The sequence below is a fragment of the Actinomycetospora sp. TBRC 11914 genome (assembly GCF_012933465.1).
Classification (GTDB): Bacteria; Actinomycetota; Actinomycetes; order Mycobacteriales; family Pseudonocardiaceae; genus Actinomycetospora.
In genome coordinates this window covers 1-23,230 of the sequence record NZ_JABBND010000031.1, presented here as the reverse complement: position 1 = coordinate 23,230, position 23,230 = coordinate 1, and the positions used below count along the sequence as shown (strand labels likewise).

At 74.7% G+C, this 23,230-nt stretch carries 29 protein-coding genes; 11 read left to right on the top strand and 18 right to left on the bottom strand.

Going from position 1 to position 23,230, the window contains the following annotated elements:
* Window positions 1-81: 81 nt before the first annotated feature.
* Entirely contained in the window at window positions 82-1,161 is a 1,080-nt protein-coding gene (locus tag HH311_RS29330; protein ID WP_169187269.1) for a glycosyltransferase, read from the bottom strand.
* Window positions 1,162-1,302: 141 nt separating this feature from the next.
* Between HH311_RS29330 and HH311_RS29325 the strand changes: the two genes are divergently transcribed.
* Both HH311_RS29325 and HH311_RS29320 read left to right on the top strand, forming a co-directional pair.
* Window positions 1,303-1,668, top strand: coding sequence for a hypothetical protein (locus HH311_RS29325; RefSeq protein ID WP_211190979.1), 366 nt, complete (start codon window positions 1,303-1,305; stop codon window positions 1,666-1,668).
* A gap of 129 nt (window positions 1,669-1,797) precedes the next feature.
* Window positions 1,798-2,181: a hypothetical protein gene (locus tag HH311_RS29320; protein WP_169187268.1), complete on the top strand. Its 384-nt coding sequence runs from the start codon at window positions 1,798-1,800 to the stop codon at window positions 2,179-2,181.
* A 23-nt stretch (window positions 2,182-2,204) separates the two neighbouring features.
* On the opposite strand, the gene HH311_RS29315 is transcribed toward HH311_RS29320, so the two are convergent.
* Window positions 2,205-3,269 carry a hypothetical protein gene (locus HH311_RS29315; protein WP_169187267.1) on the bottom strand — a complete coding sequence of 355 codons (1,065 nt, stop codon included), beginning with the start codon at window positions 3,267-3,269 and terminating at the stop codon, window positions 2,205-2,207.
* A 116-nt stretch (window positions 3,270-3,385) separates the two neighbouring features.
* Between HH311_RS29315 and HH311_RS33785 the strand changes: the two genes are divergently transcribed.
* Together HH311_RS33785 and HH311_RS29310 are read left to right on the top strand one after the other, a co-directional pair.
* Window positions 3,386-3,463 carry a putative leader peptide gene (locus HH311_RS33785; protein WP_396027471.1) on the top strand — a complete coding sequence of 26 codons (78 nt, stop codon included), beginning with the start codon at window positions 3,386-3,388 and terminating at the stop codon, window positions 3,461-3,463.
* A 141-nt stretch (window positions 3,464-3,604) separates the two neighbouring features.
* Window positions 3,605-4,825, top strand: coding sequence for an acyl-CoA dehydrogenase family protein (locus HH311_RS29310; protein WP_169187266.1), 1,221 nt, complete (start codon window positions 3,605-3,607; stop codon window positions 4,823-4,825).
* Window positions 4,826-4,895: 70 nt separating this feature from the next.
* Here HH311_RS29310 and HH311_RS29305 read toward each other — a convergent pair whose 3' ends face one another.
* Window positions 4,896-5,219, bottom strand: a complete 324-nt coding sequence (locus HH311_RS29305; protein ID WP_169187265.1) for a putative quinol monooxygenase — start codon at window positions 5,217-5,219, stop codon at window positions 4,896-4,898.
* Between the two features lie 190 nt (window positions 5,220-5,409).
* On the opposite strand from HH311_RS29305, the gene HH311_RS29300 reads away from it, so the two are divergent.
* The gene (locus HH311_RS29300) at window positions 5,410-6,003 is read left to right on the top strand and encodes a CGNR zinc finger domain-containing protein (RefSeq protein ID WP_169187264.1); all 594 of its coding nucleotides are present in this window, start codon (window positions 5,410-5,412) and stop codon (window positions 6,001-6,003) included.
* 144 nt (window positions 6,004-6,147) lie between these two features.
* On the opposite strand, the gene HH311_RS29295 is transcribed toward HH311_RS29300, so the two are convergent.
* The 10 genes from HH311_RS29295 to HH311_RS29250 all read right to left on the bottom strand — a co-directional run bounded on the left by HH311_RS29295 (window position 6,148) and on the right by HH311_RS29250 (window position 14,060).
* The gene (locus tag HH311_RS29295; RefSeq protein ID WP_169187263.1) at window positions 6,148-7,134 is read right to left on the bottom strand and encodes a zinc-dependent alcohol dehydrogenase family protein; all 987 of its coding nucleotides are present in this window, start codon (window positions 7,132-7,134) and stop codon (window positions 6,148-6,150) included.
* Between the two features lie 13 nt (window positions 7,135-7,147).
* Complete coding sequence (locus HH311_RS29290) at window positions 7,148-7,351, bottom strand: hypothetical protein (protein ID WP_248304370.1); 204 nt, start codon at window positions 7,349-7,351, stop codon at window positions 7,148-7,150.
* Window positions 7,348-8,208: an MBL fold metallo-hydrolase gene (locus HH311_RS29285; RefSeq protein WP_211190978.1), complete on the bottom strand. Its 861-nt coding sequence runs from the start codon at window positions 8,206-8,208 to the stop codon at window positions 7,348-7,350. The genes HH311_RS29290 and HH311_RS29285 overlap by 4 nt, the downstream gene beginning before the upstream one ends.
* A gap of 2 nt (window positions 8,209-8,210) precedes the next feature.
* On the bottom strand, window positions 8,211-8,999 hold the full coding sequence (locus HH311_RS29280) for an enoyl-CoA hydratase/isomerase family protein (RefSeq protein WP_169187262.1): 789 nt from the start codon (window positions 8,997-8,999) through the stop codon (window positions 8,211-8,213).
* Window positions 9,000-9,001: 2 nt separating this feature from the next.
* Window positions 9,002-9,907, bottom strand: coding sequence for an alpha/beta hydrolase (locus tag HH311_RS29275; RefSeq protein ID WP_169187261.1), 906 nt, complete (start codon window positions 9,905-9,907; stop codon window positions 9,002-9,004).
* Window positions 9,904-11,070: an alpha/beta fold hydrolase gene (locus HH311_RS29270; RefSeq protein WP_211190977.1), complete on the bottom strand. Its 1,167-nt coding sequence runs from the start codon at window positions 11,068-11,070 to the stop codon at window positions 9,904-9,906. The genes HH311_RS29275 and HH311_RS29270 overlap by 4 nt, the downstream gene beginning before the upstream one ends.
* Window positions 11,071-11,178: 108 nt before the next feature.
* A complete protein-coding gene (locus tag HH311_RS29265) occupies window positions 11,179-11,373 on the bottom strand; it encodes a hypothetical protein (protein ID WP_169187260.1) in 195 nt (64 codons plus the stop codon).
* A gap of 59 nt (window positions 11,374-11,432) precedes the next feature.
* Window positions 11,433-12,827, bottom strand: coding sequence for a DHA2 family efflux MFS transporter permease subunit (locus HH311_RS29260; RefSeq protein WP_169187259.1), 1,395 nt, complete (start codon window positions 12,825-12,827; stop codon window positions 11,433-11,435).
* Window positions 12,828-12,887: 60 nt separating this feature from the next.
* Window positions 12,888-13,445: a hypothetical protein gene (locus HH311_RS29255; protein WP_169187258.1), complete on the bottom strand. Its 558-nt coding sequence runs from the start codon at window positions 13,443-13,445 to the stop codon at window positions 12,888-12,890.
* A gap of 354 nt (window positions 13,446-13,799) precedes the next feature.
* Window positions 13,800-14,060, bottom strand: coding sequence for a hypothetical protein (locus HH311_RS29250; RefSeq protein ID WP_169187257.1), 261 nt, complete (start codon window positions 14,058-14,060; stop codon window positions 13,800-13,802).
* Window positions 14,061-14,266: 206 nt separating this feature from the next.
* Between HH311_RS29250 and HH311_RS29245 the strand changes: the two genes are divergently transcribed.
* A complete protein-coding gene (locus HH311_RS29245) occupies window positions 14,267-14,782 on the top strand; it encodes a hypothetical protein (protein ID WP_169187256.1) in 516 nt (171 codons plus the stop codon).
* Window positions 14,783-14,821: 39 nt separating this feature from the next.
* Here the strand turns inward: HH311_RS29245 and HH311_RS33630 are convergent, their stop codons facing one another.
* Window positions 14,822-15,781, bottom strand: a complete 960-nt coding sequence (locus HH311_RS33630; protein ID WP_169187255.1) for a DMT family transporter — start codon at window positions 15,779-15,781, stop codon at window positions 14,822-14,824.
* A 30-nt stretch (window positions 15,782-15,811) separates the two neighbouring features.
* Entirely contained in the window at window positions 15,812-16,801 is a 990-nt protein-coding gene (locus HH311_RS29235; protein WP_169187254.1) for a molybdopterin-dependent oxidoreductase, read from the bottom strand.
* Between the two features lie 69 nt (window positions 16,802-16,870).
* Between HH311_RS29235 and HH311_RS29230 the strand changes: the two genes are divergently transcribed.
* Together HH311_RS29230 and HH311_RS29225 are read left to right on the top strand one after the other, a co-directional pair.
* The gene (locus HH311_RS29230; RefSeq protein WP_169187253.1) at window positions 16,871-17,611 is read left to right on the top strand and encodes an AzlC family ABC transporter permease; all 741 of its coding nucleotides are present in this window, start codon (window positions 16,871-16,873) and stop codon (window positions 17,609-17,611) included.
* Complete coding sequence (locus tag HH311_RS29225) at window positions 17,608-17,922, top strand: AzlD domain-containing protein (protein WP_169187252.1); 315 nt, start codon at window positions 17,608-17,610, stop codon at window positions 17,920-17,922. The genes HH311_RS29230 and HH311_RS29225 overlap by 4 nt, the downstream gene beginning before the upstream one ends.
* Window positions 17,923-17,954: 32 nt before the next feature.
* Here the strand turns inward: HH311_RS29225 and rox are convergent, their stop codons facing one another.
* From rox to HH311_RS29210, 3 genes are all read right to left on the bottom strand, one after another.
* Complete coding sequence (gene rox / locus HH311_RS29220; RefSeq protein ID WP_169187251.1) at window positions 17,955-19,391, bottom strand: rifampin monooxygenase; 1,437 nt, start codon at window positions 19,389-19,391, stop codon at window positions 17,955-17,957.
* 122 nt (window positions 19,392-19,513) lie between these two features.
* On the bottom strand, window positions 19,514-20,731 hold the full coding sequence (locus HH311_RS29215; RefSeq protein ID WP_169187250.1) for an NAD(P)/FAD-dependent oxidoreductase: 1,218 nt from the start codon (window positions 20,729-20,731) through the stop codon (window positions 19,514-19,516).
* 107 nt (window positions 20,732-20,838) lie between these two features.
* Window positions 20,839-21,468, bottom strand: a complete 630-nt coding sequence (locus HH311_RS29210) for a transglycosylase family protein (protein WP_169187249.1) — start codon at window positions 21,466-21,468, stop codon at window positions 20,839-20,841.
* Between the two features lie 359 nt (window positions 21,469-21,827).
* Here HH311_RS29210 and HH311_RS29205 point away from each other — a divergent pair, with 359 nt between their 5' ends.
* The 3 genes from HH311_RS29205 (at window position 21,828) to HH311_RS29195 (ending at window position 23,201) form a co-directional block, all read left to right on the top strand.
* A complete protein-coding gene (locus HH311_RS29205) occupies window positions 21,828-22,085 on the top strand; it encodes a DUF2795 domain-containing protein (protein ID WP_169187248.1) in 258 nt (85 codons plus the stop codon).
* A gap of 79 nt (window positions 22,086-22,164) precedes the next feature.
* A complete protein-coding gene (locus HH311_RS29200; protein ID WP_169187247.1) occupies window positions 22,165-22,380 on the top strand; it encodes a Prokaryotic metallothionein in 216 nt (71 codons plus the stop codon).
* 77 nt (window positions 22,381-22,457) lie between these two features.
* Entirely contained in the window at window positions 22,458-23,201 is a 744-nt protein-coding gene (locus HH311_RS29195) for an SDR family oxidoreductase (RefSeq protein ID WP_169187246.1), read from the top strand.
* The last annotated feature ends 29 nt before the right edge of the window (window positions 23,202-23,230 follow it).

Below are 23,230 nucleotides of genomic sequence, written 5' to 3'. Positions count from 1 at the left end.
GGCGCTGCCCGTACCGGAACGACCGGGTCGTCGTGACCCGGTTGCTCCGGGGCGCTCCTCGCGGAGCTCCGACGACGACGGTCACCCCCGGATCGCACCGGCCGTGAGCCACCACCGCACGACGTCGCGCTTGGTGTAGCCCTCCGCGGGTGCGGTGAGGGGTCCCGACGGTTCCGTGGTCATCACGTGGCGCAGGCCCTCGGCGAGGCTGTGGGCGTCGCCCGGCGTCGTCAGCGTGACGAGGGGGTGGTCCCGCAGGTCGTCCGCCAGCCCGGTCTCGGTCGTCGTCACCACCCGGCAGCCATGGGCGAGGCCCTCGACCAGGGGCAGTCCGATCTGCTCGCGCCAGCGCCGGAGCCGGACCGACGGCATGGCGACGACGGCGCCGGTCCGGAGGAGCTCGTGGATCGTCCGCCGGCTCGGGCCGGTCCGGACCGACACGCCGGGCGGCAGGTCGGGGGCCCCGTCGCCGTCGGGGTCGGCGACCACCAGCCGCCAGCCCCGGTCCGCGCCGCGGGCGGTCTGCCACGCCGACAGCAGGACGTCGAAGCCCTTCCGCTCGCTCGGCGCGCCGAGGAAGAGCACCGTCCGGTCCCGCGGTGCCGTACCGACCGGACCGCACACGGTGCACGCGTCCAGCCGCGGCGGCAGGACGGCCCACCGCGTGTGGCGCATGGGCCGGTCGAAGGCCCGCCGGTAGTTCTCGCAGGCGCCCGACGTCCCGAAGACGACGACGTCGAGCAGCCGCAGCGACATCCCGACCGCGGCCGTCACGAGCCGGCGCACCAGGGCGCTCAGCAGCGGCCGCGAGTCCAGCGCCCGGAGCGACAGCCGCACGCCCACGTCGAGGTTCTCGATGGCGTAGGTCGCGACCGCGACCGGCCGGCGCCGGGGGAGGGTCGGACGGAGCAGCTTCAGGAGCACGACGTAGCGGACGGCCCGGACCCACTCGGCGAGCCAGAGGGGCTCGGCGACCTCCACGAGCTCGAGGTCCGGGTCGCGCAGCGCCCGCAGCAGCGTCCCCCAGGTGAACGGACGGACCGACGGGTTGCCTTCGAGCAGGGCGGCGTCGGAGTCGCCGATCTGGGAGGTGAACAGCAGCAGCTGCCCCGGGGGCATCTCCTCGACGACCGAACTGCGCAGGTTCGGGACGATCCGCAACGATTGCACCGGCCGAGGTGCCCCGCCCGCGCCCGGATCACACCAGTCGGACGCCTCGCTGCCGATCACCGCCGCCGGATGGACGATGGGACCGGCCGACCCGGGTACGTCCCGGCCCGACCCGACCGCCCGGGAGGCATGGTGAGCACCTCCGCAGTGCCGCCGACGTCCACGTCGCGCGGGGACGAGCTGCGTGTCGCGGCGCACCGCCTGGCGGATCTGCGGGCCCGCACGCCCGCCGGCGAGTGGGAGACCGCCGGACTCCTCGCCTCGCGGCCCGAGGTCATCGCCCGGCACGACGACGGGACGACCGAGCACGTCGCCGAGACCCGGGCCCGGACGGCGGCGTGGATCGTCGGCCTGAGCCCCCGGGTGGTCGAGCCGTTGATCGGCTGGCTGCGGGCGACGGCCGACGCCGTGGACACCGGGGCGATCCCGGAGGAGGCCACCGCGGCCGCGCTGACGTTCGCGGCCGCCGTGACCGGGCACATCGCCGCGCCCCGCTGATCTCGCCCGCTCCGGCCCGTCGCGCTGGGCCACCGGCCTGATCCCGGCGCGGCGAACGGGTGATGCGGGGCCCGGCGTCTGGTATCGACCGGGAGTCGCCCCGACCTTCCTGGCCATGGAGGACGAGCGATGACACCGTTCGCGGCCCCGGACCCGGCCTCGGACCCGGCCGCGGGGCAGCCCGGCGACGCCGCCGAGGCCGCCGCCGCCCGGGCCGAGGCGGCCGCCGAGGCGACCCGGACCCACCTCGACCAGACGCAGTCGGCGGCGGGCATCGCCCAGACCGCCGCGCAGCAGGCACAGGCCGCGGCGACCACCGAGCCCAGCTGGATCTACGGGATGGTCGTCGTGTTCCTGGGGATCGCGCTGCTCGCCCTCATCGCGGCCATCGTCATCGCGTCGCTGACCGGCACCCGGGTGATCAGCACCGAGGTCGTCAGCGCCGCGACCCTCATCCTCGGCGGCCTCATCGGGGTGCTGGCCCCGACCCCGGGGAAGAAGCCCTCCGGCTGACCGTCGAGCGGGTTCGGGACGCATCACCGGGAGTTGAACCGCCGCCGAGACGGCTCGGCGCGGCGCAGAGGCGGGCCGGCGGGGCGCCCGCCCTCCCCTCGGCGGGCCAGCCAGGGGCCGACGAGGAGCCCGATCCCCGTGGGCAGTGTCGACGAGGCCACACCGATGAGGGCGCCGGAGACGAAGAGGTAGGACTGCCCCTGCGCCTCCCGGTTGATGTCGACGAAGTTCGCCTGGGCCTCGAAGGTCCCGGACGGGCTCCACTGCGGGACCCACGACCATTCGAGGGTCGGGGAGAAGTCCCTCGGGGCGGTCTTCCGTGTCTCGGGCATGCTGTAGTCGACGCGGATCGCGCCCGCCGTGGCTGCGGAGTCGCGGACCTCGACACGCCCCAGGTCGACCCCGCGGTAGGACGACTGGTCGGGCGAGCACGACCCGGGCCCGCCGTAGAAGTCGGCCAGCCGCCCGAGACGCGCCACATCGAACCCCGACGTCGTGCGCACCTCCGCGAGCGACCGGGGGAGTCCACGGCACTTCTCGAGGACGATCTCACCCGAGGAGAACGCGCCGCGCGACGTCTCGGTCTGCAGCGCTGCGACCTGTGCGGCGCCGGCGACCTGCGCGCCGAAGAGGTTCGGGGTGGGGCCGAACTCGGCCAGGTACATCTGACGGGCGCCGACCGCGTCGCCGCCGAAGCGCAGCGGACTCCGCACGGGCGGGAGCTGGACCATGTGCGGGCGCAGGTAGAGGTCCGAGGCGCTGTTGGGGGTGGTGAGCTGTGCGGCGCCGTGGAGCTCGATGAGGGCGAGGAAGGGCTTCGTGATGCTCGCCCGACCCTGCCGGGCCACGGTCACGGACTCGTCGCCGGAGAGATCGTCAGCACGCCGGAAACTGAGCTGGACCGACACGTCCGCGTCGTCCGGCACGTAGACGACGACCTTCGCCGGCGTGTACCCGGGAACACGGTCCGATCCCCGAGGGGTGCCCGCCTTGCCTTCCTGGAAGAGGACCGCGGCGCTGACGCCCACCGCCACGGACAGGACGATCAGCGCCCACCCACCCAGGCGCGTGATCCGTGCGGCATCCATCAGCCCGTCCCCCGGTGCACTGATCCCGACCCCTCGGGAGGCACTCGTACCAGGGCGCCGCGCGCGCGTCGATCGTGATCGTGGAGTCGACGGCGCCGTCGGGCTAGGGTCGTCGCATGTTCGGCGCGCGACTGCTGACCACGCGGGGGCACATCGACCTCGCGCGCGTGGCGTCGGCGCTCTGTCGCCGCTGACCCGGACTCCCTGATCCACCCGCGGGCACCGTTCCCGCCACCCCCCCCGCCATCCCGCCCGGCCGCCGCGCCGGTGTGCCGCCGTGACCTCTCCCGGCGGCCGCCCCGCCGTGCGCGCCGGAATCCGAAAGGACACACCCCATGACCGCGACGGCCGACCCGACGACCCGCTCCGGCTACCCCGACGAGGAGCTCGACCGGGTCTTCGCGCCCGTCTTCACCCGGATCGCCGAGGGCGCGGTGCAGCGTGAGCGGGACCGCTCCCTGGCCCACGACGAGGTCGCGGCGCTGAACGAGGTCCGCTTCGGGGCGCTGCGCGTGCCGGTCGAGCTGGGCGGCTACGGCGCCTCGGTCCGGCAGCTCTTCCGGCAGCTGATCGCCCTCGCGGCCGCCGAGTCGAACCTCCCGCAGGCGCTGCGGGTGCACTGGTGGTTCGTCGAGGAGCAGCTCCTCGACGAACCCGGGCCCGAGCGGGACCGGTGGCTGCGGAAGATCGCCGACGGCGTGCTCGTCGGGAACGCCATCTCCGAGCCGGGCGTCGGGGCCATCGACCGCTACCGCACCACGCTGACGCCGGCGGGCACGGACGACGGCGACCTGCGCCTGGACGGCACGAAGTACTACAGCACCGGCAGCCTCTACGCCGACCACATCGTCGTCGCCGCCGACCGCGACGGGGAGCGGCTCGCCGTCCTCGTCGACGCCGACGCCGACGGTGTGACCCAGCACGACGACTGGGACGGCTTCGGCCAGCGCCTCACCGCGAGCGGCACCACCGAGTTCGACGGGGTGTCCGTCCCCGCCGACCGCGTCCTCGGGCCCGGGTACGGCACGCCGGGCCGGACCTACGGGACCGCCTACCTGCAGCTCGTGCAGCTCTCGGTGCTCGCGGGGATCGCGCAGCGCGCGACCGACGACGTGGCCGGCTGGGTCCGCGACCGCACCCGCTCCTACACCCACGCCTCCGCGGACCTCCCGCGGCACGACCCGCTCGTCCAGCAGGTGATCGGCCGGCTCTCGGCCACCGCCCACGCCGCCCGCGTGCTCGTCCTCGAGATCGCCGACCAGCTCGACCACCTGCTGCGCACCGACAGCAAGGACGCCGACCTGCTCGACCGGGTCGAGGCCGACGTCGCCCGCGCCCAGGCCGTCGTCATCCCGTCGGTGCTCGACGCGACGACGCAGCTGTTCGAGGTCGGCGGGGCGTCGATCACGTCGGAGGCCCTGCGCCTGGACCGCCACTGGCGCAACGCCCGGACGATCTCGGTGCACAACCCGCTGATCTACAAGCTCCGCACGATCGGCGACCACGTGCTGAACGGCACCGAGCTGCCCTACGCGTGGAGTGCCGGGAACCGGTAGGTGCGCTGCGCGCTCGTGAGCAGAAAGTGTCGCTATACCGGCATTTTCTGCTCACGAGCCCGAAGGGCACCTACCGGGGCTGGATCTCGCCCATCGGCCCGAAGCCGTCGTGCGGCGTGTCGATGTAGAGGATCTGCGGCTGCGCCGAGACGAGGTCGGGCGCCGTCTCGAAGAACTTCTTCACGTACGGCTGCTGCACGTGGGTCGCGCCCGCGTCGGCGTCGCGGAACCCCTCGATGCAGACGTACTCGTTCTCGTCGTCGAGGCTGCGCGAGAACTTGAAGAACAGGCAGCCCTCCTCGGCGTTGACGTCCTTGGCGTAGGCGTCCGCCACCTGCAGCCACTCGTCCGTCTTCTCGGGACGGATCGGCATGACGATGTTGATGACGATCATGGAGGGCTCCCCTTCGACTCCGGCGTCGGCCGTCGCCATCGTGGTGACGGGGCCCACAGCCGTCAACGTCCGGCGGTGTCGCCCTCGCCCGTCCCTGACACCACGGACGCCGCTCGAGTCGGTGGTGAGCGACAGGGCCGAGCCACCAACGCCTCTGTTGGGCGAGCTGCGCTGGGCTAGGATGAGCGGCATGGCCTGGTCCACCACGACGCGGTACGAGTCCACCGTCGCCGACGGGGGACTCGCGCTCGTCGAGGACCTGATGAACACGATCCCCGCCGGCCGCCCGCGGCACACGGACCTCCTCCAGGACCTCGCGACCGCCCAGGAGTGGGCCGACACCGCCCTCGCGGACTGGGCCGGGGCGACCGGGCAGCCGGCACCGGCGGTGCTCCTCGACGAGCGCGGGCTCGCCGAGCTCCAGGCGTTGCGGGCCGACCTGCGCGGCGTGGTCGCCGGGTCGGGGGACCCGTCGTCGCCGGAGCTGCGGGCCGCGTCCATCGGCGTCTCCCTCGGCGCCGACGGAACGGCGGAGCTGCACCCCCGTGGCCAGGGCTGGCGTCTCCTGGTCGGCCGGATCCTCATCGAGGTGGTCGAGGCCCAGCGGGCCGACACCTGGCGCCGGCTCAAGGTCTGCCGCAACGACCGCTGCGCGGTGGCGTTCTACGACCGCTCGCGCAACAACAGCGGCACGTGGCACAACGTGAAGATCTGCGGGAACGCGGTCAACCTGCGCGCGTCGCGGGCCCGTCGTCGGGCCGCCGCGGCTGCGCCGGACTCGTGATCAGGGGCGCGTGAGGCAGTTCCGGGGGCCGCGCGTCCTGCCTGTTGTGCCCCTCGGGACCGGGGAGCGAGCCCGGCCCACCCGACCCGAGCCGGCGGCACCGTCGCCGCACCTCCACGCGCGACGGTGCCGTCCGCTCCGGGCTCAGGGACGCGCCACGAACAGGATCTTGCCGCTTCGGCCGTAGTGGCGCGCATGCTCCAACGCCTTGTCGACCTCGTCGAGCGGATACGTCGCCTCGATCGGCACGCTCAGGGCGCCGTCGGCGACGAGACCCACGACCTCGTCGTACAGCGCGGTGATCTCCTCGCGCGGCGCGGTGGACAACCAGTTGTTGAGCCAGAACCCGTGCACGTGCAGGTTCCCGAAGATCAGGTACCGGATCGGGACGGCGACCGGGACCCCGGACAGCGTCGCGAAGCTGACGATGTCGCCCTCGCGCGCGAGGAACGGCGCGAGCGCCGGCACGACGTCACCCCCGACCCCGTCGAGCAGCAGGGCCACCCGCTCGTCGCCCAGCACCTCGCGGAGCTGGTCGGCCAGCGTCTCGTCGCTGACGACCACGTGGTGCGCCCCCGCCGCCCGCAGCGATGCCGCCGCGTCCGCGCTGCGCACCACGTCGAGCACGCGGAAGCCCGCGCGCTCGGCGAGCCCGCGCACGAACGCCCCGAGCCCGGAGTTGGCCGCGGTCTGCGCGACCCACGAGCCCTCCGGGAGCCCCGCGCCGTACCGCAGCAGCAGCACCGCGGTGGCGGCGTTGATGCCGACCGTGGCGAGCTGGGCCGGGTCGACGTCGCCGGGGACAGCCAGCGCGTGGCGCTCGTCGACGACCACCGACTCCTGCCAGGTCCCGGGGGTCCACGACGGCAGGATCAGCACCCGGTCGCCGACGTGCACCCCCGCCACCGCCGACCCGGTCTCGACGACGACGCCGACCCCCTCGGCGCCGGCCGGGGAGGGCAGCGTCGGGTGGACCGGGTAGTGCCCGGCGAGCATCAGGAGGTCCGACGGGTTGATCGGGGCGGCCTCGACGGCGACCCGCACCTGGGTCGGGCCCACGGCCGGCGGGTCGACGTCCACCAGGGTGATCGACTCACGGTTGCCGTACTCGGTGAACTGCACGGACTTCATGGCGGGATTCCTCTCAGGGCTCGGTACGCACCGACCCCGACGGCGACCAGGCCTCGGTGTCGATGGGGCTGAAGGTGGCGTCCTCGTCGTCGAGGCGGCGCATCCGCCCACCGCGGACGTCGAGCACGGCGTCGTCGAGCGGGGTGGTGAAGACGTTCTGGACCAGCGTGTACTCGGCGGCCGGCCGCCCGACCGGGGCGGTGGTGTCGATGATCATGCCGTGACCTCCGCGGGGAACGCGGCCCGCGCCGAGCCCCAGAGCGCGCCGGGGTTGACGCGGTCGGGGTGGCGGGCGCGCATCGCCCGGTAGAACCCGAGGGCGCTCGAGGTGCGGGGCAGCAGGTCCTCGACGTCGTCGAGGTAGCGCCGCGTCGCGTCGATCGCGGTGGGGTTGCCGGTGCTGCCGGGGCGCTGGTGCCCGGCGACCACCGTCGTCGGGTGCAGGGTCCCGACGACGTCGAGGGCGTCGCGCCAGGCCCGACGACCCCCGCCGTCGGACTCGGCGAGGTAGAGGTGCACGTCGTCGTAGACGGCGTCGCCGGCGACGACGAGGCCCAGCGACGGGACGTGCAGGGCGCTGGTGTGGTCGGTGTCGGTGTGCCCGAGGGGGACCGCGACGAGCTCGTGGCCCTCGAGGTCGAACTCCTCGCCGTCCAGCGGCTCGGGCGGCGTCAGGGTCGTCGGGATCTGCCCGCCGGGGAAGCGGGGCTCCCAGAACGCGGCGATGTCCTCCGGGCTCTGGCGTCGGGCGGCCTCGGCGACCGCGGGCAGCGCGACGACGCGGGCCGCGGGGAAGTGCTCGAGCAGCGCCGCGGCGCCGAACCAGTGGTCGCCGTGGGCGTGGGTGACGTAGATCGTCGTGAGCTCCCGGCCCCACGCGAGGACCCGCTCGACGACCGAGGCCGACTGGGCCACGGTCAGCGGCGGGTCCACCACGACGGCCTCGCGCTCGCCGCCGAGCAGGGTCGTGGCGATCGGCGACCACACCCGCACGTCGAGATCCGGCGGCAGGTCGGTGACCGCGGTCGGGATGGACGGGCTGAGGTGCACGTGGACGTGCAGGTCCGCGGTCATGGTCAGCGTCCTTCGAAGGGCATGACGGGGCGGGGCCGTCCGGCGTGGGCGGCCTCGACCGCGGTGGGGATGGCCATGCGGGTGTCGGCGGAGTCGAACAGCGGGAGCGCCACGTCGAAGATGACCTCGTCGGCGGCGGCCGTCCCGCCGACCGCCCAGGTCCGCAGGAGGGCCTTGTGGGCGGCGTGGGCCAGGGTGGGGCCGGCCGCGACCCGTGCGGCGAAGGCCGCGGCCTCGTCGTCGAGGGCGTCGTCGTCGACCACCCGGTCGACCACGCCGAACCGCTCCATCTCGGCCGCGGGGACCTGCTCGGAGGTCAGCGCCCAGCGCATCGCCCGCGACCGGCCGACGCGCTCGGCGATCCGGTAGACCCCGCCGAGCAGGGTGATGATCCCGATCGACTGTTCCGGGTGGCCGAAGCGTGCCGACGCCCCGGCGATGATCAGGTCCGCGCGCACCGCGAGCTCGAGACCACCCCCGAAGCACCGGCCCCGGACCGCGGCGATCGTCGGGACCGGCAGCCGCTCGAAGCGGTTGAACGTCTGCAGGTAGTGCTCGAAGTGGGTGCGCATCTCGCGGCGCCCCCACCCGGGCCAGGGCTCGATGTCGCCGCCGAAGCTGAAGTCGGGTCCCTCCGTGCGCAGCACCACCGCGCGGGCGTCGCCGCCCGCGATCTCGTCGAGGGCCCGGTCGAGCTCGTCGACCATCTGGTTGCCGATGCGGTTCTGCGGCGGGCGGTGCAGGACGAGCGTGGCCACGCCGTCCTTCGTCGTGACCGATACCTGGGACATGGTCAGTCCTTCTGCTGGAGGTGGTCGGCGAACCACGCCCGGGCCGCCCCGCTCGCCGTCGGGAAGTCGGCGACGTAGGGGTCGAAGTGGCCGCCGGGGATCGTCACGAGCCGCTTGGGCTCGAGGGCGCGCTCGTAGGCCGCGAGGGCGGTGTCGGTGAGGGTGATCGTGTCGTGGGTAGCGACCACCATGAGCAGCGGCGTCGGGCTGATCCGCTCCACGTACACGCCCGGCTCGTAGGTGGTGGCGGCCTGGGTGGAGCGGACCGTCACCTCGTTGGCCCAGACGCCGTCGGGCACGTCCTGCAGGTAGAACGCGACGGCGTCGGGGGCGCGGTAGGACGCCGGGACCGTCGGGTCGGCGGAGACGATCGCGCGGCGGGCGGGCGGCCGGCCCGCGGCGCGGGCGCGCTCGTCGTCGAGCAGCCCGGCGTGGAAGGCGGCCATGTCCTCGGGCCGGACCCGCCGGCGCGCCTGTTCGCCGCCGCTGATCGTCGGAACCTGGGCGACGACGGCCCGCAACCGGGGGTCGGTGGCGCCGAGCACGAGGGCGTGGCCGCCGGCGTAGCTGGTGCCCCACAGCCCGAGCCGGTCGGCGTCGACCCGCGGGTGGGCCTCGAGGTGCGAGAGCGCGCGGCGCCAGTCGGCGATCTGGGTCCAGGGGTCGACGTCCTGGCGCGGCCCGTCGCTGTCGCCGAAGCCGCGGTGGTCGTGCAGGAGCACGACGTGGCCGTCGGCGGCGAAGGCCTCGGCGAACGGCTCCAGCCCGTGGTGCCGGGTGCCGGCGTAGCCGTGGGCCATGCTGATCGCCGAGTGCGGGCCGGGCTGGTCGGGCAGGTAGAGCCAGCCGCGGAGGACCGTGCCGTCGTCGGCCGTGAAGGCGGTGTCCTCCCGCCGCGCGCCGCTCACGGCCGGTGGAACGTGTCGGGGTCGATCCGGTCCACGAGGCGGCGACCGAGCTCGGCGGAGAAGGAGAGCGCACCGTCGAGCGGGCGGTGGTGGATCGCGACGTCGACGGTGCGCCCGTCGTCGTCCGCCTCGAGCCGGGTCACCCCGCTCACCGGGGTCCCGTCGTGCAGCGTCGCCTCCCACTCGAGGTAGGTGCGGCGGCCGTTCCGCGCCTCGTGGGTGAAGACCAGCGAGGTGTAGATGCCGCTGGCCGCCGCCATCACCGCGGCGACCGCGTCCCGGCCCTCCACGGGCCGGCGCAGCACCGAGGCCCGGAGGACGACGTCGGGGGCGAACGTGTCGGTGAAAGCGGGGGCACTGCCCTGCGCGAAGGCGGTGGTCCAGCCCTGCTCGGCCACGCCGTCGGCGGTGTCGTCGGCGGTGGTGTCGGCGGTGGCCCGGGCGACGAGCCCGTCGATCAGGGTCGCGACGGCGTCGGGCTGCTCGACGTGGGGCCAGTGACCGGCGCCGTCCACCGTCGCCACCGAGACCTCGGCGAACCGTGGCACGACGCCTTCCGCGACGACGTCCGCCGTGATGAACGGGTCGCCGCCGCCGCGGACGACGAGGACGGGGGCGGTGACCGGCGAGGTCCGGGTCCCGGCGGGATCGCCGTCGTTCCAGGCGTCGGCCGTCTCCGCCACCGCCGTGGGGGTCGTCGACTTCCCGGCGGCGCAGAGCCGGTCGAGCTCGTCGCCCGGGAACGCGACCGCGAGCTGCCGGCGCACCTCGCGCTGCCCGTCGGCGTCCCCGCCCAGGGCCCGGAACGGTGCGATCGCCTCGCGCGGGAGCGTCGTACCCGCCAGCGGGATCGGTGTGAGGAGGGCGAGGGCGACGACCCGGTCGGGCCGCGCGGCGGCGGCCAGCTCGGCCACCTGGGCGCCCAGGCTCTGACCGACGAGGACGACGGGTCCCTCGACGCCGTCGAGGAGGTCCACGACGTCGGCCGCGTGCCGGGCGAGCGTGTACGGACCCGGGGCCTCGGGCCGGCCGGCCATACCCGCCAGGTCGGCGACGACGGCGGGTGTCCGTGTCGCCCGCCGGTCCAGGACGGGATCCCAGACCGCGGCGTCGTCGAGGAAGCCGTGGACGAACAGGGTGGTCGGGGGTGCGTTCCGCGTCATCGCCGAACCTCGCTCCGGTAGGCCGTGGCAGGACCACGACCAACATAGCCGTCAGGCGATGGATTCTGTCAACCGTGAGGCGCGTCGCAGCGGGTTCGCCCCGGACCGTCAGGGCCAGGGGCGCACGCGGACCACCTCGTCGGCCGGCACCTCGCGCTTCGTGCCGTCGGAGTAGGAGAGTCCGACGACGCCGTGCTCCTTGACCTTCACCAGGGAGACGCCCTGGACGAGGCGCTCACCGTGGTCGAGGTCGACGACCACGGGGTCGATGTCGCGGGCGGGGGTGGAGTACTCGTCGCTCATGTCCCGGAGCGTGCCCGATGGCCGCGGTCCGTGGGGTCGTTGCGGCTGCTCGGGGCGCGCTACGAGTCGGACGCCCCCCGGCCTCCCTGTCGGGAGGCCCCGAGGGCCCACCACGCGAAGGCTGCCGCGCCCAGCGACAGCACCGCCGCCAGCGTGTAGGCGTGCCCGAGGCCCGGCACGAAGGCCCCGGAGAACACGATCGTCCCGAGGAGGGCGACGCCGAGGTTGCTCCCGACCTGCCGGGACGTCGTCGCGATCGCGCCGGCCACCCCGGAGCGGTCGCGGGGCATCGACGAGACCGCGATGGCGTTCACCGGCGTGTTGGTCAGGCCCAGCCCGACGCCGAGGAGCACGTAGCCGGGCACGACGTGCCAGACCGGCCCGGCGGCCGACACCGTCAGCGCCAGCCACGCGGTGGCCGCGGCGAGGCATGTCGCGCCGGCCGTCGCCGGGACCCGCGGCCCGATCCGCCCGACGATGCGCCCGGCGATCGGCGAGAGCAGGAACGAGCTCAGCGTGGCCGGGGCGGTGAGCAGGCCCGCGTGCAGCGCCGAGAGCCCGCGCACCTCCTGCAGCCACAGGGTGTTGAAGAACAGGAACCCGCCGAGCGTCACGAACGCGGCGATCGCGAGCCCGACCGCGCCGAGCAGGGCCGGGCGGCGGAAGTCGCGCAGGTCGAGCAGCGGGTGGTCCGACCGGCGCTCGATCACGACGAAGGCCGCCCCGGCGAGGACCGACACGGCCACCAGCGAGAGCGTGACCGGTGAGGCCCAGCCCCGCTGGGGCGCGGTGATCAACGCGTAGGTCAGCGGGAACAGCGCCGCGACGATCGCGGCCTGGCCGAGCAGGTCGAGCCGGGGCGGGGTCGCGGGGCGCTCGCCGTCGGACACCAGCCGCCGGCACGCGAGGGCGACGACGACGATCGGCACGTTGACCATGAACACCGACCGCCAGCCCACCGAGTCGACCAACAGGCCACCGACGACGGGGCCGAGCCCCATCGCGATGCCGGTGCTGGCCGACCAGATGCCCAGCGCCTGGGCCCGCGCCGGTCCGGCGGGGTAGGCGCGGGCCAGCATCGCGAGCGTCGCCGGGGTCATCAGCGCGCCCCCCAGCGACTGCACCACCCGGAACCCGATCATCGCACCGAGGCTCGGGGCGAGCCCGCAGGCCAGCGAGCCCGCGCCGAACAGGACCAGGCCGGCGACCCACACCCGACGGTGCCCGAAGCGGTCGCCGAGCGCGGCGCAGACGAACAGCGAGCCGGCCCGGGCCAGGACGTAGGCGTTGACGGTCCACTGGAGACCGCTGGTGGCGGCGCCGAGGTCGTGGCCCATCGTCGGCAGCGCGACGTTGAGGATCGTGGTGTCCAGGTTGGCCATGAACACCGTCAGGCAGCCCAGCGCGAGCGTGAGGCCCGCCGCGCCCGCACGTCCCCTGACGATCGTCGGCATCGCCCGAGAGCTTAGTTCGCCTCAGTACAGGAGTCCCTGCGTCGTGCGTCTCCTCCGGGGTCAGCGGGGGCGTTCGAGGAACACGTGCAGCAGGGCCGCGGCCGGGGGGTCGACGCGCAGGGCGGGCGTCGGCGTCCGGCGACGCCGCAGCTCGAGCTCGGCCTCGACGTCGGGGTCGACGTCGGGATCGATGTCGGCGGACGGGGTCGGGTCGGCGGTCGGCTCGCCGGGCCGTCCGAGCTCGAACCAGATCCGGTACCCGCCGCGGTGCGGCTCGTCGCCCCACCCCCGGGCGGAGGACACGAGGAGCCCGACGAGGCCGGGGGCGGCGTGCGCGAGGTCGGCGGCCAGGGAGCGCACCGCCGAGCTGTCGGCGAGCGAGACCCGCAGGCCGTCCTCCGTGGCGTCGAGCTCGAGCACCAGGCTGTGCTCGGCGGGCACGGCCTCCCGTGCGACCTGCGCGAGCACTCCGGCGGTCAGTTCCTCCACCGCCAGCAGGAGGACGTCCGACGCCACGTCCGGTTCCCACGACTGCGCGGCGGCCAGGGCGAACGCCCGGGCGTCGCGCACGGTGTGCTCGCCGAGGGGGAGGTCCGTGTGGGCGGTCCAGGTCGCCATGGGCTGCTCCTCGTCCGGCCCCCGCGAGGGCCCGGTGGGTGGTGGCCCACGACGGGGTGTCGCACGCCGGAACGGAGGAGCGAGATCGGTTGCGCACCAACGAACTACGCACTGTTGTACAGGTCGGGGTCGAGCAGGTCAGGCCGCGCGACGGTGCATCACCTGTTCGGCCGAAGTGCGGGTCGTTCGTCACGCACGGTTGCTCATGGCAACCGGTTCCTGAGCCCCTCGGGGTGGGACAACGGCGCGCCCCGAGCCGGCCCCATGATCACGGGCACGTGGGGCAGGCCGTGGGATCACTGCGTCTGCACCCTGTGCCCCTCGAGGGGCGCACCGGGCTGGGTCGGGGTGCTCCTACGCCGTGCGCAGGGACGGGGTGATCTCCTCGGCCACGGGCTCGTCGGCGGCCGGGTGCTCGACCAGCGCGATGACACGGCCGGCCAGGAAGCGGGCGGTGCGGACGGCCGAGCCGCCGCGGGTCACCTCGCTCACCTCGACGGTGCCGCGAGTCTGTGCGATGTCGACCCGGCGCCCGGCGCGGGTGGCCTCGATCTCGTACGTACGGGTGGTGCCGCTGCCGGCATCGACCACGATCTCGACGCGGTCGCCCTTCATGGTGTCCTCCTCGGACTAAACGGACGGGCCTGGTGGCCCACCGCGTACAACACCCGCCCGGACGGCGTTGTTCCTGGTCAGCAGGGGTGCGGGGTCAACCGGAACCCGCCGCACGGCCTCGTCGTCGTGTGAAGAACGGGTTAGTTCTCTGCGCCGTTCGGGCAAGGATCGATCACCAGGCCGGTCCATCCCCGAGGAGGAGAGCCATGGCGGGCAACCCGACAGTGGAGTCGGTGATCGAGCAGGTCCACGAGCTGAACGACCGCATCGTGGAGAAGGCCCGGGCCGGGGGACGCGAGTCCCTGCGCGTCTACCGGGACCTGCTGGAGAACCTCGCCGAGGCCGAGGAGGCCGCGGGCGAGCGCACGGTGGAGTGGGTGCAGGCCCTCACCCGCGCCCAGGCCTCGTTCACCCGGGAGCTGGCCGAGGCCTTCCCGTCGTTGCTGCAGCGGGTGGGCGACGGGCTGAACGCCGCGGCCGGGACCGCGGCCGAGCAGGTCCGCCGAGTGCCGGGCGCGGCCACCGGCGAGGGTGAGGTCAAGGGCTCGGTCGCCACGGCCGACGACCTCCCGATCGCCGGCTACGACGAGCTCACCGTCGAGGAGATCACCCCGCGGCTCTCCGGCCTCTCCGAGGTCGACCTCGGCAAGGTCGACGCCTACGAGCGCCGGACCCGCAACCGCAAGACGGTGCTCGACCGGATCCGGTCCCTCCGCTCCTGAGCGCCCCGGCGGGGCCGGGCCCCGACCGTGGGGCCCGGCTCAGCCCACCGGGAGGTCGGCCTCACCCGGCTCGGCCCACCGGATCAGCGCGATCGCCGCGACGACGAGCGCGCCGCCGGTGACCTGGGTCGCCGTCGGGCGCTGGGCCACCAGCCACCACGCGCCGAGCACCGCGAACAGCACCTCGGACAGCCCCACGAACGACGCGATCCGCGAGCCGAGTCGCCCGACGGCCGCGATCCCCGTCAGGTAGGCCAGCGCCGTCGACAGTGCGGCCACGAGGACCACGCCGACCCACCAGGGGGCGGTCCAGCCGCCGAGGTCGATCGGCGTCGTCGTGGCCCGCAACGGCAGCAGACCGACCGCCCCGACGAGCACGACGACGACGGCGGCCACCACCGCGCCGCCGGCGGTGAGCACCAGCGCCGGCGGCCCGGCGGCGTCCCGCCCACCGCCCGCGTCGGCCGAGAGCCGGAAGTAGGCCGCGAGGCACACCGCGGCGCCCAGGCCCCACAGCACCCCGACGACGTCGACGGCGGTGCCGCGCCCCACGTCGAGGACGAGGACGAGCCCCCCGATGGCCACGGCCGCGCCGAGCAGCGTCGCCGGGCGAGGACGGGCGCGGCTCCGGGCCCAGGTCCACCCGAGCAGCAGGACCGGCGCGGTGTACTCGATGAGCAGCGCCACGCCGACCGAGAGGTGGCCGACCGCGTTCAAGTAGCAGACCTGGGCGCCGGCCAGCGCGACCAGCCCGTAGACGACGACGGCCCGCAGATGCCCGGGTCGCGGTCGCCATCCCCGGGCCAGGACGACGGCCAGCGGCACCGCGAGCAGGACCGCCGCGCCGGCCAGCCGTCCGAGCGCCACCGCGAGCGGCGACCAGCCGGTGGCGAGCAGCGAGGCGGCGAACGGGCCGGCCAGCCCGAAGGACGCCCCCGAGAGCAGCGCGATCGCGAGGCCGGTGCCGGTGGCGGCCCGGGCCGGCTCCTCCCCGGTCACCGGGTACGTCTACCCGACGACCCCGGCCGATCACAAGTTCCGCCGGCCGCCGGGGTCCGGGGGCTCGTCGACGTCGACGACGTGGCAGGCGTTGCGGTCGCCCTCGAGCGGCTGCCGGGCCCCGGTGGCGTCGCGGGCCCGCGCGCGGACACGGGCCGTGCCCGCCGACGGCACCGTCGCGCGGAAGCGTCGCCAGGAGTACGGCCCTCCGACGGGAGCCGCGAGCTCGGCACGCACCCAGCCCTCGCCGTCGTCGTCACCCAGCGCCTGGACCTCGACCCCGACCACCTCGGACGACCCCCACGCCCACCCCTCGACGCGGACGGTCGGGCCGTCGCGGCGCACGTCGGTGACCAGGCTCGTGACGTCGAGGTCGCGCACCGGGCGGAGCTCGGAGCCCACGAGGCGCTGGTAGAGCTCGGTGGTGAACAGGTGCTCGGCGCGGTGGTCGGCGACGGTCAGCGACCGCAGCCACTTGACGTTGTTGGTGCCGAAGTAGCCGGGGACGAACAGGCGCACGGGGGCGCCGTGCTCGACGGTCAGCGGCTCGCCGTTCATCTCGTAGGCGAGGAGGCCCCGCTCGCGCACCACCGCCAGCGGGAGGTCCTTGAGGTACTCGGTGCAGGCCCGGCCGTCGAAGACGCCGGAGTCGTACCCCTGCGCCCACAGCAGCTCGCCGTCGGCGCCGGCGAGGTCGAGCACCGCCGAGACCGGGGTGCCGCGCCAGACGACGTTGCCCGCCCGGCGGGTCGGTTCCCGGGGCAGCAGCGGGTTCCCGAAGCACTCCAGCACCGCGGTCACCGTCGTGCCCGGCATCGCCCGGAGCGCGTCGAGGTCCAGCTCGAGCGGCCGCCGCACCCGGCCGTCGACCCGCAGCCGCCATGTCTCGGGTGACAGGTGCGCGATCCCGAAGTGGCCGATGAGGTAGAGATCGTCGACCGCGGTCACCGGGGCACCGAGCGCCTCGGGCGGGCGCTGGCGCTTGATCGTGCCCGCGGGCGCCATCCGGGCGGCGTCCACGGCCCGGGACGCTACGCACGCGGCCGACGCGCTGTCACGGGCTCCGCACGGAAAGGACCGACCGCGCCGATGACCGACGACCCCACCCCGCCCGCCGGGACCCCCGACCCGGATGACGACGTCGGGGCCGCCCGCCGCGCCGTCGTCCGGCAGGGCGTCTCGGTGGCCGTGGCGACCTCGCTGTACGGCGTGAGCTTCGGGGCGCTCAGCGTGGCGGGCGGGCTCAGCGTGGCGCAGACGTGCGCGCTGTCGCTGCTGCTGTTCAGCGGGGGCTCGCAGTTCGCGCTGATCGGGATCCTCGGCGGGGGCGGGACGGCGGGGGCGGCGGTCGCGGCGGCGTCGCTGCTCGGGGTCCGCAACGCGCTCTACGGGCTCCAGCTGGTCCCGACGATGCTGCCCACCGGCTGGCGGCGGTTCGCGCTCGCCCAGCTGACGATCGACGAGTCGACCGCGGTCGCGGTCTCGCAGTCGGCGCCGCCGCTGCGTCGGCTGGGGTTCTGGGTGACCGGCCTCGGCGTCTACGCCGGCTGGAACCTGATGACCTTCCTGGGTGCCCTCGCCGGGGACGCGCTCGGCGACCCCCAGCGCTACGGCCTCGACGCCGCCGCGTCCGCGGCCTTCGTCGCGCTGCTGTGGCCCCGGCTGCGGGCCCGCCAGCCGGTGGCGATCGCGATCGTCGGGGCCGTCGTCACCACGGTGCTCGTGCCGGTGATCCCGCAGGGCCTGCCGGTGCTCGCCGCGGCCCTCGTCGGGGCGCTGATCGCGCTGTGGTGGCCGGACCGGTGGCGGGCCGGGGAGGCGGCCGGATGAGCACGTGGATCGCGGTGATCACCGCGTCGGTGATCGCGTTCGGGCTCAAGCTGGCCGGCTACACGGTGCCGCGGGCCCGGCTCGAGCACCCGCGGGTCCTGCGCGTCACCCAGGTGCTGCCCGCGGCGCTGCTGGCCTCGCTGGTGGTCCTGCAGACGTTCTCGACGGGCACCCACCTCGTCCTCGACGCCCGGGCGGCCGGTCTCGGCGCCGCGGTCGTCGCGCTGCTGCTGCGGGCCCCGTTCATCGTCGTGGTGATCGTGGCCGCGGCGACGGCGGCCCTGCTACGCCTCGGTGGCTTCGCCTCGTGAGCAGAAAGTGCCGCTATACCGACAGTTTCTGCTCACGAGCGCGCAGCGCACCTCCCGAACCATCGGGTCATCGAGCGGTCCAGGCCCTGCTGGTCCTCGCCGACCCACGCGACGTGCCCGTCGGGCCGCAGCAGCACCGCCGGGACGTCGAGCTCCTCGGTGACGTCGACGACGTGGTCGACCCGGTCGGCCCAGCCCGCCACGGCGAGCCGGCCGGTCTGGTCGAGGAGCAGCCCGCGCCCGCCGTGCAGCAGCTCGTAGAGCCGCCCCCGCGTCAGCTTCACGTCGCGCAGGTGGCGCCCGACCAGGTCGTCGTCCTCACCGAGGTCGTAGCGCACCCCGAGCCCGGTGATCTTCTCGGTGAGATACCGGTTCACGTCGTCGAAGCCCATCAGCTCGGCGACGAGGTGCCGGACGGCCCGGGCGCCGGGGTCGGTGCCCATCAGCGCCATCTGGGCGCGGGTGTTGACCAGGACGTCCGCGGCGACCGGGTGCCGCTCGGCCTCGTAGGTGTCCACCAGCCCGTCGGGGGCGGAGCCGCGGACCGCGGCGGCCAGCTTCCAGCCGAGGTTGAAGGCGTCCTGGAGGCCGAGGTTGAGCCCCTGGCCGCCCGTCGGCGGGTGGACGTGGGCCGCGTCGCCGGCCAGCAGCACCCGGCCGACCCGGTAGCGCTCGGCCTGGCGGGTGGCGTCACCGAAGCGGGAGAGCCAGCGCGGCGAGTGCACGCCGAAGTCGGTCCCCGCGAACGCCCGCAGCTGCGTCCTGACCTCCTCGAGCGTCGGGGGCGTCGCGCGGTCCTCCGACACCCCCGCCGCCGGCACCACCACCCGGTAGGGGCCGTCCTCGACGAGCCGGCCGAGCCCGAACCGGAACTGGGTCTTCCGGACCTCGGCGACGACGGCCGCCACCGTCTCGGCCGGCACACCGACCTCCATCTCGCCCAGCAGCGTCTCCACCTGGGTGGGCTCGCCGGGGAAGGCGACGCCGAGCAGCCTGCGGACCGGGCCGCGCCCGCCGTCGCACCCGACAACCCAGCGGGACCGCAGCCGGCTGCCGTCGGCGAGCTCCACGGTCACCGCGTCGTCGTCCTGCTCCAGCCCGACGACGGCCGCGCCCCGGCGCAGCGCTGCCCCGACGGCGACGGCGTGCTCGGCGAGCAGCCTCTCCGTGGTGGTCTGCGGAATGCCGAGCACGTATCCGTGGGCGGTGTCGAGTTCCTCCGGGGCGGGCCTGCTGATCGCGGCGAAGAATCCGCCCAGGGGATGGGTCCGGCCGTGCGCGAGGAACCGGTCGAGCAGGCCGCGCTGGTCCATCACCTCGATGCTGCGCGCGTGCAGTCCCAGCGCCCGCACGTAGGGCGCCGGTTCCGTCTCCTTCTCCAGCACCAGGACACCGACGCCCTGCAACCGCAGTTCGGCGGCCAGCCAGAGTCCGGTCGGCCCGGCACCCACGACGATCACGTCGATCACGGACATCTCCACGGGATTCGCGCTCCGGCGGAATGCCGGAATGGGCCGGGAGATGGTGGCGCAGGCAGCGGGTCTTGCCGCAAGACCCGTGTCCCGCTATACGTTGGAGGTGGCCGGAAGTGTCACAGATCGGCGAGGGACACGTCCGGATCCGCGAGCCGCCGGGGGTCGAGCGTGCCGCCCGAGCGGATCAGCCGCTCGATGTCCTCGGTGACGTCCCAGATGTTGACGTTCATCCCGGCGAGCAGCCGACCCCCGCGCAGCCAGAACGCGACGTACTCGTGGCGTTCGAGATCCCCGCGGACGACGAGCTCGTCGGCCTCCCCGGGCCCGGCGTACCCGGTGTACTCCATGCCGAGGTCGTACTGGTCGGTGAAGAAGTAGGGCAGCGCGTCGTAGGTGGCGGCCGGCAGCCCGAGCACCGCGGCGGCGGCGACCGGTCCGGTGTTCTGGGCGGTCGCCCAGTGCTCGACCCGCAGCCGCCGCTCGAGGGCGGGGTACCAGATCGCCGCGATGTCGCCGACCGCGTGGATGCGCGGGTCGCTGGTGCACAGGCGCTCGTCGACGAGGACGCCGTCGTCGAGCTCGAGCTCGGCGGCCTCGGCCAGCCCGATGTTCGGGGCGGCCCCGACGCCCACCAGCACGACGTCGGCCTCGACCACGTCGCCGTTGCCGAGACGCACCCCGCGGGCGAGACCGCCCTTGCCCACGATGTCGGTGACGTGCACCCCGAGGCGGACGTCGACGCCGTGCTCGCGGTGGAGCGCGGCGAACGCGGCCCCGATCCGCGGACCGAGGGCGGCCTCCAGCGGCTGCCCGGCCGCCTCGAGCACGGTGACCTCGGCCCCGGCGGTGCGGGCCGCCGCCGCGACCTCGAGCCCGATCCAGCCGCCGCCGATCACCGCGACCCGCGACGCGCTGAGGATCCCGGCCCGCAGCCGGTCGCTGTCGTCGAGCGTGCGCAGGTGCAGCACGCCGTCGAGCTCGGTCCCGGGGATCGGCAGGCGCCGTGCCGAGGACCCGGTGGCCAGCACCAGCCGCTCGTAGCCGATCCGCTCCCCGTCGGCCAGCACCACCTCGGCCGCGCCCCGGTCGATCGCGGCCACCGCGGTCCCGGTGCGCAGGTCCACCCCGTGCTCGCCGAACCACGCGGCGGACTGCAGGAAGACGCCGTCCTGGTCGGTGGCGCCCTGCAGGTAGTCCTTCGACAGCGGCGGCCGGTCGTAGGGCCGGTGCTCCTCCGCGCCCAGCAGCACCACCTCGCCGTCGTACCCGGCCTCGCGCAGGCCCTCGGCGGTCCGCACCCCGGCGAGACCGGCTCCGACGATCACGTGGCTCATGGCGCCTCCCCGGGCCCGGTCCCGCCCGCGTCGTCGCGGCGGCGACGTGCCCGTGACCCGGGACCGTAGCCCCTCCGGCGGGTCGCGGACGAGGGACCGGCCGCCGCCTACGTCGTGGAGTCCCCGGGCATCGTGAGGTGCTGACCAGGCATGATCATGTTCGGGTTGGTGCTCACGCCCTGGTTGGCCGCGGCCAGCGCCCGCCAGCCGCCGCTGACGCCGTGGCTGCTCGCGATCGAGGAGAGCGTGTCGCCGGAGACCACGGTGTAGCCCCCCGACGACGGGGCCGGCGTGCTGCGGTGGGTGCCGCTCGACTTCTTCGGGGTGCTGGTGTGCCCGGTGGAGGAGCTCGAGCTGCCGACATTGCTGGTGTGGCCGCCGAGCCCGTGGGACCCGCACACCGGCCAGGCCTTGATGCCCTGGCCGTCGAGGACGCGCTCGGCGACCGCGATCTGCTCCTCGCGGGAGGCGCCCTGTGGGCTGCCGCTGCCGCCGAACGCCTTCCACGTGGACTGGGTGAACTGCAGGCCGCCGTAGAAGCCGTTGCCGGTGTTGGCCGCCCAGTTCCCGGAGGACTCGCACTGGGCGACGGCGTCCCAGTTGACCGACGGGGCGGCCTGCGCGGCGGGTGCGGCGACGGCGCCGAGGGCGGCGAGGGCGAGGGGGCCGGTGGTGCTCGCGACGACCGTCGAGCGCAGGCGGGTGGTCGAGGCGGGGGCGCGGTGCTTCGCGGACATCGGGGAGTCCTCACGGGGAGCGGCCGCGGTGCGGGGAGCGGCGGCCGGGGGAGCGGGGGAGCTGCGGTGCGCGGGGAGCGTCAGGGGAGCGGCACGCGGGCGAGGTTAGGAACGCCGCGTGTGAGCGCCGCCGGAGCTGAGAGTCCTCAGCGACGGGTGGCGCCGACCTGCGGTTCCCACGCGCCCATCGACCGGAGGAGAGGCCGACCCGCTCAGCGCGTTGAGCCGTTCGCCGTGGCGCGGTCTCAGCCTGGTCACGCCCGACGTCGGGTGAGGGCGATCAACGGCGCGGGGACGCGCCGGGCGGGCGTGTCGTTCGGCGTCGTTTGGCGCGCGAGGGCCAGCGGCAATGTCCACGCATGTCCAGCGTGACCGACCGCGCCCGCGAGGCGCTCAGCGACACCGAGTTCCCCGCGGACCGCAACACCCTCCTCGTCCGGGCCACCGAGCACGGGGGCGCCGCGGACGACGTCCTGCATGCCCTCACCGTGCTGCCCGAGGGCACGTACGGCTCCCTGGACGCCGTCGTCGCGGGCCTGGGCGCCGACCACGAGCGCGGCGACGACGAGGGCGCGCCCACCTCGGGGCGCCCGGACGTCGTGCGCGACGACGACTGACGGCCGGCACGGCCGCCACCGTGCCCGTCGCCGCGCCGAGGGCCGTGTGCCCGACCGACGACGACGGGTACCGATCGCCATGAGTGCATGCGAGGTCTGCGGCAACGACTACGACAAGGCCTTCGAGATCCGGACGCCCGACGGCGGGTCCCACACCTTCGACAGCTTCGAGTGCGCGGCCCACCGCCTGGCGCCGCGCTGCGAGCACTGCGGGGTGATCATGCTCGGTCACGGCCACGAGGTGGACGGGCACCAGTACTGCTGCGGTCACTGCGCGCAGGCCGCCACGGGCTGACCAGCCGTCGGTGGGTTCGGCCGGCCGGTGATCGGAGACCCCCGGAGCGCACCACCAGCGATCCGAGGAGCGTGCACGTGGCAGGACGACTGGACGGGACGACCGCGGTGGTCACCGGGGCGTCGAGCGGCATCGGGAACGCCACGGCGCGGGCCCTCGCGGCCGAGGGGGCGACGGTCGCCCTCCTCGCGCGCCGCAAGGAGAAGCTCGACGACCTCGCCCAGGAGCTCGGCGAGGGCACCGCGGTCCACGAGGTCGACGTCACAGACGCGGACGCGGTGCGCGAGGTGATCGAGGCCGTGGTCCGCGAGCGCGGCCGCATCGACGTGCTCGTCAACAACGCCGGCTACGGCACGATGGACCCGGCGCTCGAGGCCGATCTCGGCGAGTGGCAGAAGATGGTCGACGTCAACCTCACCGGCGTGCTCGCCACGACGCACGCGGCCGTCTCCCACCTGACCGCGGCCGCGCAGGGGCCGCGCGGGATCGCCGACGTCGTGACGGTCAGCTCCGTCGCCGGACGCACCGTCACCGGGCCCGGCAGCAACGTCTACGCGGCCACCAAGCACGCCGTGAACGCGTTCTCCGAGGCGCTGCGCCAGGAGCTCGGGACGAAGCACGTGCGCGTCGGGCTGGTCGAGCCGGGTCTGGTCGACACCGAGCTCACCAACTCCGGGCGCGAGAACACCCCGGACGCGTCGTCGGCTTCCGAGCTGGGCGTCCTCGAGGCGGACGACATCGCCGACGCCGTCGTCTACATGGTCACCCGGCCCCGGCGGACCGCGGTGAACGAGGTGCTGATCCGGCCGACCGAGCAATAGGTGCGACTTCGTCGCACGTGAGCACTAAA

What these genes read in the sequence shown, in the direction of transcription:
- HH311_RS29260 (WP_169187259.1), bottom strand. Translation starts at nt 12,827, where the DNA reads ATGCCGACGATCGTCAGGGGACGTGCGGGCGCGGCGGGCCTCACGCTC.
- HH311_RS29255 (WP_169187258.1), bottom strand. Translation starts at nt 13,445, where the DNA reads ATGGCGACCTGGACCGCCCACACGGACCTCCCCCTCGGCGAGCACACC.
- HH311_RS29230 (WP_169187253.1), top strand. Translation starts at nt 16,871, where the DNA reads ATGACCGACGACCCCACCCCGCCCGCCGGGACCCCCGACCCGGATGAC.
- HH311_RS29265 (WP_169187260.1), bottom strand. Translation starts at nt 11,373, where the DNA reads ATGAGCGACGAGTACTCCACCCCCGCCCGCGACATCGACCCCGTGGTC.
- HH311_RS29250 (WP_169187257.1), bottom strand. Translation starts at nt 14,060, where the DNA reads ATGAAGGGCGACCGCGTCGAGATCGTGGTCGATGCCGGCAGCGGCACC.
- HH311_RS29225 (WP_169187252.1), top strand. Translation starts at nt 17,608, where the DNA reads ATGAGCACGTGGATCGCGGTGATCACCGCGTCGGTGATCGCGTTCGGG.
- HH311_RS29210 (WP_169187249.1), bottom strand. Translation starts at nt 21,468, where the DNA reads ATGTCCGCGAAGCACCGCGCCCCCGCCTCGACCACCCGCCTGCGCTCG.
- HH311_RS29245 (WP_169187256.1), top strand. Translation starts at nt 14,267, where the DNA reads ATGGCGGGCAACCCGACAGTGGAGTCGGTGATCGAGCAGGTCCACGAG.
- HH311_RS29300 (WP_169187264.1), top strand. Translation starts at nt 5,410, where the DNA reads ATGGCCTGGTCCACCACGACGCGGTACGAGTCCACCGTCGCCGACGGG.
- HH311_RS29215 (WP_169187250.1), bottom strand. Translation starts at nt 20,731, where the DNA reads ATGAGCCACGTGATCGTCGGAGCCGGTCTCGCCGGGGTGCGGACCGCC.
- HH311_RS29320 (WP_169187268.1), top strand. Translation starts at nt 1,798, where the DNA reads ATGACACCGTTCGCGGCCCCGGACCCGGCCTCGGACCCGGCCGCGGGG.
- HH311_RS33785 (WP_396027471.1), top strand. Translation starts at nt 3,386, where the DNA reads ATGTTCGGCGCGCGACTGCTGACCACGCGGGGGCACATCGACCTCGCG.
- HH311_RS29205 (WP_169187248.1), top strand. Translation starts at nt 21,828, where the DNA reads ATGTCCAGCGTGACCGACCGCGCCCGCGAGGCGCTCAGCGACACCGAG.
- HH311_RS29280 (WP_169187262.1), bottom strand. Translation starts at nt 8,999, where the DNA reads ATGTCCCAGGTATCGGTCACGACGAAGGACGGCGTGGCCACGCTCGTC.
- HH311_RS29295 (WP_169187263.1), bottom strand. Translation starts at nt 7,134, where the DNA reads ATGAAGTCCGTGCAGTTCACCGAGTACGGCAACCGTGAGTCGATCACC.
- HH311_RS29310 (WP_169187266.1), top strand. Translation starts at nt 3,605, where the DNA reads ATGACCGCGACGGCCGACCCGACGACCCGCTCCGGCTACCCCGACGAG.
- HH311_RS29270 (WP_211190977.1), bottom strand. Translation starts at nt 11,070, where the DNA reads ATGACGCGGAACGCACCCCCGACCACCCTGTTCGTCCACGGCTTCCTC.
- HH311_RS29290 (WP_248304370.1), bottom strand. Translation starts at nt 7,351, where the DNA reads ATGATCATCGACACCACCGCCCCGGTCGGGCGGCCGGCCGCCGAGTAC.
- HH311_RS29305 (WP_169187265.1), bottom strand. Translation starts at nt 5,219, where the DNA reads ATGATCGTCATCAACATCGTCATGCCGATCCGTCCCGAGAAGACGGAC.
- HH311_RS29285 (WP_211190978.1), bottom strand. Translation starts at nt 8,208, where the DNA reads ATGACCGCGGACCTGCACGTCCACGTGCACCTCAGCCCGTCCATCCCG.
- HH311_RS29315 (WP_169187267.1), bottom strand. Translation starts at nt 3,269, where the DNA reads ATGGATGCCGCACGGATCACGCGCCTGGGTGGGTGGGCGCTGATCGTC.
- HH311_RS29200 (WP_169187247.1), top strand. Translation starts at nt 22,165, where the DNA reads ATGAGTGCATGCGAGGTCTGCGGCAACGACTACGACAAGGCCTTCGAG.